This is a genomic window from Breznakiella homolactica (assembly GCF_016616095.2).
Classification (GTDB): domain Bacteria; phylum Spirochaetota; class Spirochaetia; order Treponematales; family Breznakiellaceae; genus Breznakiella; species Breznakiella homolactica.
Map to the genome: position 1 here is coordinate 948,811 of NZ_CP067089.2, position 13,464 is coordinate 962,274.

Consider the following 13,464-nt stretch of genomic DNA (forward strand, 5'->3'; position numbering starts at 1 on the left):
TCCTTCATTAAAAAGACCATTTCCAGCTGAGGGTAAAGGAAAGGTCATCAATATACAAGTTTTCAGGATGTTCCGGAACTAAATTCCACTGTATGGTAACCAGCGGACTCCGCAATTCTATCCCAATATCGGGCTCAAATTTAAGCCCTCCGGAATAACTGTTGGATTTGTATTGATCATACCGCAGCGACAGCATCATCTCAATGAACATATCCGAACCAATATATTTACCAATAAAAACCGTTGTATTATCGAAATAGTTACCCACCCCGCCATTTGTGTCAACCGGGTCTCCGAGTCCGCTTATCTGCATTACCGCGTTCTGGAGTATCTGGGTTCTGATGGAGAACATATCAAGCCCCAGGGCGTTCCGGATGGTGCGTTCGAACCGCCGTACCACGTTGAACTGGCTGAGCAGGTCCGTGGTCGCGGTGAGAAAGCCGATGGCGCTGGAATCCCCCGATGGCGTTCCGACAATATTCTGTCCCAGAAGCGCGAATATTTCCGCCTGGGACAGCGCAGGAGTGGACTCAAACCGCGGGGTAAAAGAGCTTAAGGGGGCATTATCGATAATGAGAGAAATGGTGACCGGGCCGTCGTCGGTCCGGTCACGGATCTCGGCCCGGGCCGAGATAAAGGGGTCGAATTTCAATTCATTCTCATTAAAAATAAGGCTACCCTCACGGATGTAAAAGCTTCTTTGAAAGTAAAACACCTCTCCGCTGCGTAAGGATACATTTCCCACAACAGAAAATCTGTTTGTTGCGGTATCGCTGGAAACCCGTATCCCCGTTCCAACATCGGTATACGCCCGGATGATGGGAAATTCCTCCGAAGGCCACAGGAATTCCACCTTTCTGCCGGATGTTATCCGGATATCCACCATAACCGGTGTTTTTCCCTGTTCCTCATTCCGTTCTCCCATGGACTGGGAATCCACGGTTATTACCGTATCACTGCCGGTAAGATCACCCTGGACAATAAAAACCTGGTCCTGCATGGCGAGATGCAGGGACCCGGAAACATTGCCTTCGGCGGCCACTCCGGAAATATCAATGCCGAAGGGAATGGGGTCATCCTGTTCAACGGAAATATCGATGGTAAAGGTATTCGGGATCCAGCGGTCGAAGAGGAACCACGCGGAAACCGTGCCATGCCCCTTGCCCACGGGTGTAACCAGCGGACCAAAGGTCATTTCGTTCCCGCTGAGGGTTATGGTAATCGGAGTCGGGCCGATATCTTCCCGGAGATACTGGGGGACCCTGATCCTGACGCTGTTTCCTATGGCGGTTCCGAAGAATTCCGGGTCACCGATGGGACCGGTTACGTGTACGGTGGCATCGGCGAAACCGCTGCTGAAATCAATTATATCCTTCCTGGGGATAAACTGCCACAGGGCCTGCAAATCCACATAAAGGTTTGAAGCATAGGCGTCGATCATGCCTTCGGAAATCGTACCGATCAGGGCTCCCCGGATGGGAGACGGGTTTGAAAAACTCGCGTAAAAAGAGCCTTCATCGGAAAGCTGGAAACGGATCAGGTTTTCCGGGCCGCCGGACAGGGTGGTGAGCGAATCCGACCGGGAAAAATCAAAATAGAACGGCTCCGCGGCTTCCAGGGCATCCAGGCGGAAGCGGTTCACCGTAATGAGGCCTTCAAAGGCATTTACCACATCGGCTATGCTGAACCATGAATCGATGGGATCAAAATTAGCCCAGGCATCCAGGGAAAGATCCATATCCCTGCCCAAAGCCGTTCCCCGCATCTGCATTTTCGTATTCATGGACGCGTCGAGGCGGCTCATCCAAAGGGTTGGGATTTCCACGAAAAGGCCGCCGTATTGCAGGCGCACGTTTTCAACCATCAGGTCATCCTCATCCAGGGAAGCGAAGGCCGACATGGAGACATCGGTTTCACCGATCTGCGCGGAAAGGCTCGAAAGAATCATATTTACCGAATAGTGGTCGCGGTTTACCCAGTTTATCCGGACTTCCCCGGTTGCCATGGCATTAAAAGAATTGGCGATTATGCGGCTCAGGTACATCCGGGACCCGTAAAGCCTGACGTCCAGGGACCCGTCGGAATAGTTCAAATCCGCATCATAGCGCTCAATCCCCGCTAGGTCGGTGATGTTCAGGCTGCCCGAAACACTGGAAAAATCGCTTTGCCACCGGGCCGATCCCCGGCCGGACAGAGCCCCCCGGCCGTCGTCAAAAAGCAGCTGCGGAAGAAGCAGGCCGTTCTGGTCCGCCATGCCGGTGATGAGGATCCGCAGCGCGGCGGTACCCGGCGTGGCCAGATCCTGGACTTCAAACCGTTCAAGCTCGACGGACCAGAAATCCCTGGATTCCCACCGGAGATAGCTGAGCAGGTACATCCGCGCGTTCTGGCCGTTGATCGGAATCGGGATACCGTCCGCCTGGATAAAACCCGAATAACCGCCGCTGCCGGTCATGGCAATATTTACGGAAAAGCCGTAGGAACCCTGAATGCTGATGGACCGCTGATCGAGGATAAGCCCTTCAAGGTAATAGGTGATGTCCATATACGATGTCTGAAATGAAAATGAGATATCGGATATATTTGAAAAGTCGGCGTATCCCGAAGCTTCTATGCTTCCGTCGGACCAGATAATCCTGCCTTCGGACAGCTCAAACCGGCGGTCCGTCCCCGAAACGGAAAACAGGGTAAAGACATCCTGGTCTCCCTCATAGGCGGTTACCAGGCGGGGGGCGTTATAGGAAATATGCTCAAAATCCGTGGTAACAAAAAGTTCCGTTGTCATTGAAAGCTGATCTATGATGCCGGTCAGGATCTCCGGAAGATTGGGCAGGGAAACAAAAGGCCGGACGATCTGCACCATATCCCCTACGGAAAAGGAATCCACCGAAAGGGAGGCCTGGAGGCTCCGGGGATCGTAGTCATAGGATCCGTCCAGGGTAAGATTGCTGATCCGGACATCCTCATAGGAATCGAGGTCCCGGAACCGGAGAGCCGAAGCACCGAAAACAACCCCCGTATCCAGGGGTGTTATACTGACATCCAAAGCCGACAGAAGCACCGAACCAAGGGTGACACTTTCACCGAATATACTGATTTCATTTCCGAAGGTACTGATATTGAGGTCAGCGGTTACCGTGCCATCTCCGGACAGGCTCAGGTCCTCCGCGGTAACCCTCCCGTTTATCGCCAAGGGGTCAAAAACAATTCCCCCCGCAAAAGAAAAGGTTCCCTGGGAAGCGGCAAACCTGAAATCCCTGACCGTAACCTGCCGGCTGTCCCCTGAGCCGTCGATTACAAAAGAAGCGTTGTCCGCGGGAATGCCTTCCGGAACATCCCCGGAAAGCTGGACTGTATAATTGAAGTCACCCAGACTGTCAGTCCGGATGGCGGCAAACCCCGAGACAGTAAGATCCAGGAGGGGATCAAACTGTGTCCATCCGCCGGAAAAGCTGACCAGCTCATTGAGGGAGAAATTATCCGACCGGAATTCCCCTGACAGGGCCCCCGAAGACGTGTCATACCGGACGTAGAGATCGAAGGGCAGACGGTCCTGGATTTTACGCAGCTCCACGATACCCTGGGAAACCGCCAGATTGACGGTCATGGACCGGAAGGTAAAAAGATCCCCCGAAAGGACCGGAATACTGAGGTTGAGATTCCCGCTGCGCAGGTCCGAGGAAAATTCCCCGGAAATCTTTCCCGCCATAACAACGGAAAGTTCCTGGCCCAAAAAGCTCGGGAGGGATGTACCCGCATTCCACCGTCCGCTGAGTATTATCCGGCGGTCCTGGGTCCGCGCGTTAAAGGTGAGGCCGTCAATGGTAAAAAGATTGTCCATAAAGTTGAATGACGCCTTACCGCCCCGAACCCTGGCCTGGATATTGTCGGGAAGGAATTCCAGGCCGGTCCAGGTCCGCGGGGGGGCGGCCTCGGGAGCTTCCGGGGGAGGTTCATCCGGCGAATCGGAAGAAAAAAGCACCCATAAATCGGCATCCTTTTCACGATCGATGGTAATTGCCGGATTATCCAGAAGCAGTGATTTTACCGAAGCTTCCGGTTCCCCCCGGAGAATGTCCCATAAAGAATAGGAAATCCGCAGCCGCGAAACCGTGATACTCGGGGTGCCGTCATCGCGGAGTATCTGGAGATCCCGGATATCGATGGTCCCGAATATTGAAGGCCCCATGGATGCGTAGACAATGGTTCTGCCAAGATAGGACTCACCATGGGAAATCAGACGGTCCCTGATATCGGTCATCTGCTTCAGAATGGACTGCTGAAGCGGGCGGAGTACCAGCGCGGTTATGGCGATCAATGCCACAAAGACGAGAATTTCAATACTTATCCGCAGCACCTGGTAAAAGCGCTTCGGGGGGCCCGTACCTTTATGTTTTCCCGAACTGTCCGCCACCGGAGATGTTCCTTGCTTCCGATTTCATCTCACTGCATGGCAATGAGGTAAAAAATACTTATTTAGAACCTAACACTAAACCATGCAAATTGCCATGGATACCGGTATTATTATATCGGCCGAATTGTACCATCCTCCTCATTATGGTATAACAATCATACTATGAATATAATACAAAATTTTTTGGTCCTTGAGGGGGGAGATGGTACCGGAACCTCCACACAAATTAAAATTCTTGCCGAAAGACTTGGCTCGGAACAGAGAAATTTCGGTTTTTTCCCTACTTTTGAACCCACCGAAGGCGAAATCGGCGTACTTCTCCGGAAAGCCCTCCGCCGGGACATAGAACTGACCCCCCAAACAATAGCCCGCCTGTTTGCGGCGGACCGGAGCGAACATCTGTACGGCCACCGCGGCATCATCGAACGGTGCGGATCCGGACAGCTGGTGGTTTCAGACCGGTATACCCCTTCATCCTTGGTGTACCAGGGGATAGAATGCGGGGATGAACTTCCCCGAAAACTGAACGAGGATTTCCCCTACCCCGAGATGCTGCTCTATTTTGAAATAGATCCCGAAACAGCCCTGAAGCGGGTGGAACAACGAAAAACCCGGGATATCTACGAGTACCTGGATTTCCAGGAAAAAGCCCACGCCCGGTACCGCAAACTGCTCCCGGAGTACGAATCCGCGGGGGTGCGGGTCATCCGTGTCGACGCGTCCGGGGATGTGGAATCCGTTGCCCGGGAAGTCTGGAGTGCTCTGGAAAAACTGCCGATAATGGGAATATGAATCGGCGTCAGACCGTATTACGGACCACTGGATTTTTTCTTCTCATCGCGGCATTTGCGGCGCTGCCTGCCCCGGCGGCCAGCGCGTACTTTGTGCAGTACAAGGAACAGTATTACCGGCTCTACCATCTTCATTACATCCAAAATCCCGATGATACTATTGAAAACATCTACTGGCTCGAAAAAGCTTTAGCCGCGGATTTCTGCAATCCCCTCTATGCCATGGCGCTGATCGAAAACGAAGTCCAGTGGGAAAAATACCGGTACCTCTTTATGATGCACGTCAACCTGAAGCTAATCGAACAGTATCTGTTCCTGGGAAATAAGTGGAACAAACGGAATGCCTATTTCTACAACGCTCCCTGGAAGGAGCAAAACCTGGAAAGCCTGGAAACGGCGGAAACCTGCTACCGCACGGCCCTGTATTACTGGGGCGAAGCGGTAGCCTGGGCGGAGAAATCCAGGGAACGGCGGTTCTACTTTATCAATCTTGAACGGGTTCAGTACTGGGAAGATGAGGCCCTCCGGATTGAGCAGAAAAAACTGGACTATGAAAAAATAATAAACCGGGAACTGGCCCTGCTCCAGCAAGTCCGGGAACAGTTCCAGGCTATGGATGAAAACACCTACTGATCCCGAACTATTCGCCTGTTCCGGGATTTTCCGGCCAATGGTGCTTGGGATACCGGCCTTTCATATCCTTGCGGACATCCTTATAGGAACCGGCCCAGAACCCCGGCAGGTCATTGGTGATCTGCACCGGCCGGTCCGCCGGCGATAGGAGCCGGAACAGGACCGGCACACCCATGATACGGGTATCGCCGGACAGACCGAAGGCATCCTGGACGCGCATACTGACCACCGGTTCTCCCGAACAGTAATCAATACGCTTTTTCCTTCCCCCGGGAAGGGTGAAATATTCGGGAACCCCCTGCCCTAATTCGGCCGCCCGGTCCCAGCCGAGCCGGGCCAGCAGGGCGTCCCTGAGTATGGTTCCGCTGACCGCCGGGCCGGTTTTGTTTTTTCCGCCGGCCTCAAAAAACGGCCCGAGCCACTGGGCCGCTTCGGCGGCGAGGGTTTCGTCGGTCCAGGTATCCTGCATGGCAAGGTCCGGCCGGGAAACGTAAAACCGTATCCGGCACAGCAGGTTCCGGGCCGGAGGATTTCCATCGTCCCAGGGCAGGATACCCAGACCTTCGCGGATCAGCAGCAGGGAAAGTCCTTCCGCGGCCTCCGCCTGCGCGGCGGGACGCTCCTGTTCGCCCAGAGAAATCCGTCCGGCCCGGCGCGTAATCCGCACCCGGGGCTTAAGGCCCTTCCAGTACAGTTCCTTATCCTCGGACAGGTATTTTCCCAGGACTTCCAGGGCGCTCTCTTCCGATAGAGGGGCCGCGAGCCTGATCCGGCCGCTCCGCTCTCCCGCGTCAACCTCCGCGGCAACAAGCCACGGTTCACCGTTCAGGCCGCCGGAAACGGCAGCTTCCCGGCCGGATACAAAACGGTACTTCCCGGAAGCCTGCAGGCGGCAGATCCTTCCGGGGAAAGCCCTTCCCAGAAATTCGCCGGAATCCGCTTCCGCCGCCGGAGTCCAGCGCACATGCCCTGTAAAACCCAGCCGATGCAGGATGTCCCGGGCAAGCCGGTAAACCCCGCGGGCCCAGGGAGTTTCCGGCTCCGTCCGCAGGAGCTCAAGCCGCCGCCGGATATCCGCATCCTCCCGGAGCCCGGCCCCATCCCGTTCGGAGAGCAGCGCCGCAAGGACCGCCCCCAGGACCGGGGCATTCTTTTCCGCGGCGGAGAAGCACAGGACCCCCAGGGAGGGTTCCAGCCCCAGGGATACCATGCGGCGGCCCTTCGGGGTAGGATTGAATTCCCGGTCGATGGCGCCCAGATCCGCCAAGGTCTCCAGGGCTTTTGCCCAGGCGGTCTCCGGAGGCGGATCGAGCCAGGGAAGATCCCCGGGCTGCCGGCATCCCCAGATGCAGCACTCCAGAACCAGGGAGGAAAGCCCTGTCCTGAGGATCTCACAAGGGGTCTCCTTGGGGCGGGGATCGTTTTCCCGCCATAAACGGACACAGGTCCCCGGTTCCACCCGGCCCGCACGGCCGGCCCGCTGATCCGCGGACTGCAGGCTGGCAGGCTCCAGACAAAGCCGGTTCATCCCCGATGGAATATGAAACCGCTCAAGCCGGACGAGTCCCGAATCGACCACCAGGTTTATACCCGGAACGGTAATGCCGGTTTCCGCGACGTTGGTCGCCAGAATAATCCGGCCGGGGCCAGTTCCGGTGACGACCGCCCGCTGTTCCCCCAACGGAAGGGACCCATGGAGAATCTGCACCCGGTACTTTCCGGACAGGCCCTGGCCGCTGAGGCTCCGGCGGACGGTTTCAATCTCCCCTTTTCCGGGGAGGAAAACCAGGACCGAAGGCAGATCATCCCTGTCCCGTTCAGCCTGCTCCAGAATTGCCGGCAGGGCTGCGGCGCAGGCCGCTCCGGGAGAAATGTTTCCCGGGAGGGACCGGTAATACACCTCCACGGGAAAGGTTCTTCCCGGCACGTCAATGACCGGCACTGAGTTTTCCCCGGGCGGCGCGGCGCAGGCCATGAACTCCGCGACCCGGGGGGCATCCATGGTCGCGGACATTACGAGAATCCCAATGTTTGAACCGAGGCGCCGGAGATCAAGAAGCATTGCCAGGGCAAGGTCGGTATTCGCCGACCGTTCGTGAAATTCATCCAGAATCACCGCGGAAACCCCGGCCAGACCGGGATCGTTCTGGATACGCCGGATAAAAAGCCCCTCGGTAAGCACTTCGATGCGGGTCTCGGATGACAGTTTCCGTTCCATCCTGACCGAATAACCGACCCGTTCTCCCGGAGCTTCCCCGATAAGTTCGGCCATGCGGCCGGCGATACCGGCGGCCGCGGCCCGCCGCGGCTCAAGCACGATAATTTTTCCGGGCGGTTTCGCCGGGACGGACGGCGCCGGAGTTTCAGCCCGGAACGCCATTAAACCCAGGGGAATAAGGGTCGATTTTCCGCTCCCGGGATCGGCCCGGAGCACCGCCATGGGATTCTGCTCAAGGGTTCCGCAGATATCCCGCAGCCGGGGGGAGAGCGGCAGCTGCAAGGATTCTAAAAGCGGAATAATATCCGGAAAGGGAACGGACACTTAAAAACGCTGCCGGTCTCTGAGCACCAGACCGCCGGTCTGTTCCACCCGGATCTCAAACCGGTCTCCGGAAGCCACCCGGCGGTGGACCGCGCTGCCGTACACGGAACGGATAATTCCCGCCCTCCGGGCCGCCTGTTCGTCCCGGACGAGTTCCATGAACTCCATGAGCCGGTGACGGTACAGATCCGGGGCGATTCCGTAGATATCGTCGTCCGTCCGGTTAAAGATAAAAGGAATACCCAGTATGTCGGTTCCCCCCAGGGGAACCCCCTCAGCCTGGGCGACCCTGTCGCTGAACACCCGGTATGGTATGGCTATATTGATTTTACGTCCCCCGGATATTTCGGAATAATCGAAATTAAGTACCATGGCGTCGATATAAATATCCCTGCCGGGAAGGCTCAGTTCCTTGCGTTCCACCGCTGTCCCGGGGCGGGAGGGATCGTAAAAATCCACTGCCATCCGCGTAATATTGTCCTGCACCGAAAGGATGTGTACATCCGCCACGGTGCAGCTGCGTTCAAGATTCTGAACTACCCGGGTAAGATCCCTGATCTTCTGGGCGGCGGCGGCGGATTCCTCGATCCGGTTTATGGTTTTCCCCAGCCCCGCGAGACTGAGGGCAATCAGTACTACCAGTACAAGCATGGGAAGGGAAACCAGCAGCTTCGCCGCCATTTTTCCCAGGGCCTCCATGGATGCAAGAAAGGCGTCGCCGAATCCGAACCGCTGGCCTGCCGCCTTTGAGAGAAGCGACGCCCGGCGGATAGTGTGGGATACCCAGACAACCGCCACCAGCAGAACCGCCGCGAGAATGATGGTGATTCCCGGCGGAGTGGTTACCATCATGGTAATGAAATCCGCGATCTTTTTTATTGCTGAAAGCAGCGTATCCTGTCCTGTTTCCATTGTCCCTATTCCTCTATTATTTCTACGGCCCCGCTGGTATGGATTGTCAGGGCGTATACCCGTCCGGGCTCAAACTGCCGGATCCGTCTGAGGTCGTGGACCGCATTGCCGTACAGGTTCTTAAGCCCTTCCTGCGCCGGCCCCATTCCGGGATCTCCGGTTTCAAAGAAATAGGCTTCTTCCTTTTTTAGCTCCCCGAACAGCGCCGTGAGAGCATTCCGGGTGGTTTTATCCAGTCCGACGCTTTCGAAGATCCCCGGCATCCCGTCACGGTCATAGTACTGGAACAGCCCGGTACCGTCCCGGGGGGCGATCACATCCGTAAAGATTCTGCTCGGAAAAACCAGGTATTTTTCTCCCACCGGGACAATGAGGGAATCCACCGCGAGTTCTTCGCCTTCCCAGGAATCTTCGAAAAACGCAAGTTCCCCGCCGTCGGCGTTGTAGAACCGGAACCGCGCCGTGACAGCGCCGTTTTCCCGGGAAAGAACCATGAACCTGAGGGGTATTGTGGTTTCAGTTATTCTGCTGATTCTGTCTTCCAGCGAAGCAATGATATCCTGCTGCCGGGAAAGGACTGCCCCGATGACTCCGGCGATGATGATGACCGAAACGCATAAAACAATCAGTCCTTTCTGAAACCCCCGGAACAGTCCCCGGGCCGATTTTTCCGCCATTTTATTCCTTTTGCCTTTGTCCGGATCTGTTATCCGCACAAAGGGTTATTCCGATCCGGAGAACAGATCCCCCTGGGCAGTTTCTTTTCCCTTTTTATTTTTTCCGCCGCCGCCGGGGCTTTTCGCGCCCGCCGCGGCGTAATCGGATACTTTCTCCGGGTGGGCCAGTATATCCAGGAAAACCGATTCATCGATAATGGGAATACCGAGATCCGCGGCCTTGCGGTTTTTTGATGATCCCGATTCGGGATCATTGGTGACCAGAAAGGACAGGTCCTTAACCACCGCTGACTTCGCGGAACCGCCCAGGGCTTTTACCTTCTCCTCACCTTCACTCCGCTTCATGGCGGTGAGTTCCCCGGTGAAGCAGAATGAATATCCCCGCAGGGGCTGTGTATCGGCACTGGGCGGATCCGCGATGGTGATAACACCGGCGGCCAGCACCGCGTCCATTTCCGGGGCGGTATCCGCAATGCCGTCCGCGATGGTTTTTGCGGTTATCTCCCCGAGGCCGTATACATCCGCGATGGCTTCCGCCGGAGCGGCCCGCAGTTTTTCCAGTGTATCGAATCCCGCGGAGGTCACCTTTTCCATGATGGTTTCACCCACTCCCTCGAGATCGAAGCCCGCCACGAAGGCGGCCAGGGAAAGCGACCGGGGGGTCCGGATATGGCGGATCACCTTGGCGGCGGACAATTCTCCCATTCGTTCAAATTCCCCTAGTTCCGCGGCCGTAAGGGTGTAGAGGTCGGCAATGCGGCGGACCCGGTTTTTATCGTAGAGCTGGCGGATCAGTTTTTCCCCGAGCTCCCGGATATCCAGTACATTGACCCACTTTTCCACCCGGTGCAGAAGGCGTTTCGGGCAGTCGGGGTTGGGACAGTACAGCCGGGTTCCCCCATCGGTCAGGGCGGTTCCGCAGGTTTCACAGGTTTCGGGGAACTCAATATCGGTTTTTCCGCTGTCCGGCTCCTGGGCATCCATAGGGGAAAGCCCTTCTATCTTTGGGATAATTTCTCCCCGCTTGACGATGGTGACGGCGGACCCTATTTTGAGCCCCATGGCGCGGATCATGTCGGGGTTGTTGAGGTTGGCCCGCTGAACCGTGGTCCCCGCGAGCCTGACGGGATCGACAATACCGATCGGGGTATAGGTCGCGCCGGATTCACTCCACTCCACACGCCGCAGGATACTGACCGCCGCTTCGAGTTCAAATTTGAAGGCTATCTGCCGTTCCGGCCGGGCCCGGCGGAGATCCGCCATATCGGTCCGGCGGTCCTTTATGACCAGGCCGTCGATATCCACGGGAATGGTTTTCCGCTTGTCCGATACCGACTGGCGGTACGCGATGATGTCTTCGGGATCGGAAAATTCCTTTGTGGGGCTCGTCTCAAACCCCCGTTCGGTAAGCCACGCAAGCTTCGCGATTTCGTCCGGAAAATATCCGTCATTGCCGGAGACTGAGGCGTCATAGGTTATGAGTTTCAGGTCTTCGCACCCGGCGCCGTCTTTCCGCCGCATGATGCCGTTGGCGGCGTTCCGGGTATTGGCCTTGTCCTGGTATTTTTTCCGCCAGATTTCCCGGGTCATGAGCACTTCACCCCGGATACCGCCGGTAAAGTCCGTCTTGAGGTCGGCGACGACACCCTTCATTTTAAGGGCATTCTGGGTAATATCGTCCCCGATGATCCCGTCACCCCGGGTTACAGCCCTGGCGAGCCGGCCTTTTTCATACTGAAGCTCCAGGCTGGCGCCGTCGAGTTTATACTGAACCACATAGGAGTCCGCGGGGGTTTTGGCGGCCCATGCCCGGAATTCCTCGGGGTTGGCTGCTTTGTCCTGGCTCCCCATAGGAATGATATGGCGGACCTTGGGAAAACCGTCGGTGTTGTCCGCGCCGACCTTCGCCAGCACCGGGCTCGACGGATGGAGCTCCTTGAGTTCATCCCAGAGAATATCGAATTCCGCATCGGAAATTTCGGCTTCGCCGTTATAATACGATTCCTGGTATCCCCGGATGAGCCGTTCCAGGGCGGCAATACGGGTGTCGGTTTTTGTCTGCTCTTTAGTCTTTGCCATTCCTTACCTCCGCCGCCGGAACATCAGTTCCCAGACGGCATGATTTTTGTCTATTCCTTTGCGTTCAAATTTCGTTTCCGGCCGCCATTCCTGGTGCGGCGCGAATCCTTCATAGGAATTTTCCAGATTTGGGGTAGCTTCCAGCTCCGTCAGGGCCCACCGGGCGTAATCCTCCCAGTCGGTTACCATATATACGTACCCGCCGGGGCTCAGCTTTTTCCCCAGCAGCTCCGTAAACGGCCGTTTTATGAGCCGCCGTTTGTGGTGGCGCTTTTTAGGCCAGGGGTCGGGAAAAAAAACATGGAAGCCCGTCACGGAGCCATCTTCAATCACGCCCGCCAGTACTTCCGCCGCGTCGTATTCCAGGATCCGGATATTACCGAGATTCCGCTGTTCGATTTCCCAGAGGAGCCGCCCGATCCCCGGCCGGTGGACCTCAATTCCCAGATAGTTGATCCCGGGGTTATCCGCCGCGATCTGGGCGGTTGCCACTCCCATGCCGAACCCAATCTCCACACAGAGGGGATTGCCGTTCCCGAAAATCCCCTGAATGTCGAGGCCGCCCTGGGACGGCGCGGGAATACAGTACCGCGGGGAAAGGGTGTCATAGGACCGGCGCTGGGCGTCACTCATCCGGCCGGCCCTGAGGACATAGCTTTTTACGGGGCTGTATTTTTTTAGGTTCCCGGAGGAACCGGCAGATTCAGTCGTGTTCATGGTGATGTCCTTCTGTCTCAGCGGAGCGGTACGACATCCGTCAGGGCGGATGTCTGGTATTCAGGATCTTCGGCCCACAGGGCGGCGGCGCGGGCATCCCGGGGAAGCCCCAGGCTTTCAATATCGCCCTCAGGTTCCGGCAGCTCCAGGGTTCTCAGGTAAATTCCGTTTTCACTATAGCACACCAGGCGGTTCACCGGATACGCCGAGGTGTAGCGGTACATTCCATCGGAGACAGAAAAAACCGGAAAATCATGGCGCGGGGACACGGGCCCATCAAAGGATACGGTCCGTTCTCCCCGGCTCCCGCCTTTGTCTTCCAGCACGGCCCGGAACTGCCCCCGGGGGAGCCGCTCCCCATCGATCATGGCAATGGCGTTGGTTCCGATCCAGGTTTCACCGTTTACAATCTCACTGCGCCAGTCTTCGTTGGTAAGTTTCCACCGGAGTTCCTCCCGGTCGTGGTACAGATATAATACCGCAAGATCCTCCAGGCCGTCGGCGTCTTCAGGAAGTATATACAATGAATACCGTTCCTCCACGCCGCTGCCCGTACCCGAGGGATAGTACTCCAGCCGCAGGGTTCCCCGGGCAATCTGCGGAGCAGACTGGGAACAGGAAAAACTGAACCAGAGAAAAACCGCCGGTAAAACCAGAGGAATAATATTCCGTAAAAAAAAGCGCATGACCGCCACCTGC

The 13,464-nt window shown here is 56.6% G+C and carries 9 protein-coding genes; 2 read left to right on the plus strand and 7 right to left on the minus strand.

What is annotated here, in order from left to right:
• Positions 1-7: 7 nt before the first annotated feature.
• Positions 8-4,414, minus strand: a complete 4,407-nt coding sequence (locus tag JFL75_RS04565) for a translocation/assembly module TamB domain-containing protein (protein ID WP_215625509.1) — start codon at positions 4,412-4,414, stop codon at positions 8-10.
• A gap of 162 nt (positions 4,415-4,576) precedes the next feature.
• On the opposite strand from JFL75_RS04565, the gene tmk reads away from it, so the two are divergent.
• Positions 4,577-5,206, plus strand: a complete 630-nt coding sequence (tmk, locus tag JFL75_RS04570; RefSeq protein ID WP_215625510.1) for a dTMP kinase — start codon at positions 4,577-4,579, stop codon at positions 5,204-5,206.
• Positions 5,203-5,838: a DUF8513 domain-containing protein gene (locus JFL75_RS04575; protein WP_223292763.1), complete on the plus strand. Its 636-nt coding sequence runs from the start codon at positions 5,203-5,205 to the stop codon at positions 5,836-5,838. The genes tmk and JFL75_RS04575 overlap by 4 nt, the downstream gene beginning before the upstream one ends.
• Positions 5,839-5,845: 7 nt before the next feature.
• Here the strand turns inward: JFL75_RS04575 and hrpB are convergent, their stop codons facing one another.
• Genes hrpB through JFL75_RS04605 form a run of 6 tightly spaced genes read right to left on the minus strand, consistent with a single transcriptional unit; the run spans position 5,846 to position 13,451 of the window.
• Positions 5,846-8,338, minus strand: coding sequence for an ATP-dependent helicase HrpB (gene hrpB / locus JFL75_RS04580; RefSeq protein ID WP_223292764.1), 2,493 nt, complete (start codon positions 8,336-8,338; stop codon positions 5,846-5,848).
• Between the two features lie 42 nt (positions 8,339-8,380).
• Positions 8,381-9,292, minus strand: a complete 912-nt coding sequence (locus JFL75_RS04585) for a hypothetical protein (protein WP_215625511.1) — start codon at positions 9,290-9,292, stop codon at positions 8,381-8,383.
• Positions 9,293-9,297: 5 nt separating this feature from the next.
• Positions 9,298-9,969 carry a hypothetical protein gene (locus JFL75_RS04590; protein ID WP_215625512.1) on the minus strand — a complete coding sequence of 224 codons (672 nt, stop codon included), beginning with the start codon at positions 9,967-9,969 and terminating at the stop codon, positions 9,298-9,300.
• Positions 9,970-10,014: 45 nt separating this feature from the next.
• Positions 10,015-12,048: an NAD-dependent DNA ligase LigA gene (gene ligA, locus JFL75_RS04595; protein ID WP_215625513.1), complete on the minus strand. Its 2,034-nt coding sequence runs from the start codon at positions 12,046-12,048 to the stop codon at positions 10,015-10,017.
• 3 nt (positions 12,049-12,051) lie between these two features.
• Complete coding sequence (gene trmB, locus JFL75_RS04600; RefSeq protein WP_215625514.1) at positions 12,052-12,765, minus strand: tRNA (guanosine(46)-N7)-methyltransferase TrmB; 714 nt, start codon at positions 12,763-12,765, stop codon at positions 12,052-12,054.
• A 17-nt stretch (positions 12,766-12,782) separates the two neighbouring features.
• Positions 12,783-13,451 (minus strand): hypothetical protein, encoded by a 669-nt coding sequence (locus JFL75_RS04605; protein ID WP_215625515.1) that lies wholly within the window; start codon positions 13,449-13,451, stop codon positions 12,783-12,785.
• Positions 13,452-13,464 lie beyond the last annotated feature (13 nt).

Bases quoted from the DNA above. Each gene is read 5' to 3' on its own strand.
- tmk (WP_215625510.1), top strand. From the start codon at position 4,577: ATGAATATAATACAAAATTTTTTGGTCCTTGAGGGGGGAGATGGTACC.
- JFL75_RS04575 (WP_223292763.1), top strand. From the start codon at position 5,203: ATGAATCGGCGTCAGACCGTATTACGGACCACTGGATTTTTTCTTCTC.
- JFL75_RS04585 (WP_215625511.1), bottom strand. From the start codon at position 9,292: ATGGAAACAGGACAGGATACGCTGCTTTCAGCAATAAAAAAGATCGCG.
- JFL75_RS04590 (WP_215625512.1), bottom strand. From the start codon at position 9,969: ATGGCGGAAAAATCGGCCCGGGGACTGTTCCGGGGGTTTCAGAAAGGA.
- ligA (WP_215625513.1), bottom strand. From the start codon at position 12,048: ATGGCAAAGACTAAAGAGCAGACAAAAACCGACACCCGTATTGCCGCC.
- trmB (WP_215625514.1), bottom strand. From the start codon at position 12,765: ATGAACACGACTGAATCTGCCGGTTCCTCCGGGAACCTAAAAAAATAC.
- JFL75_RS04605 (WP_215625515.1), bottom strand. From the start codon at position 13,451: ATGCGCTTTTTTTTACGGAATATTATTCCTCTGGTTTTACCGGCGGTT.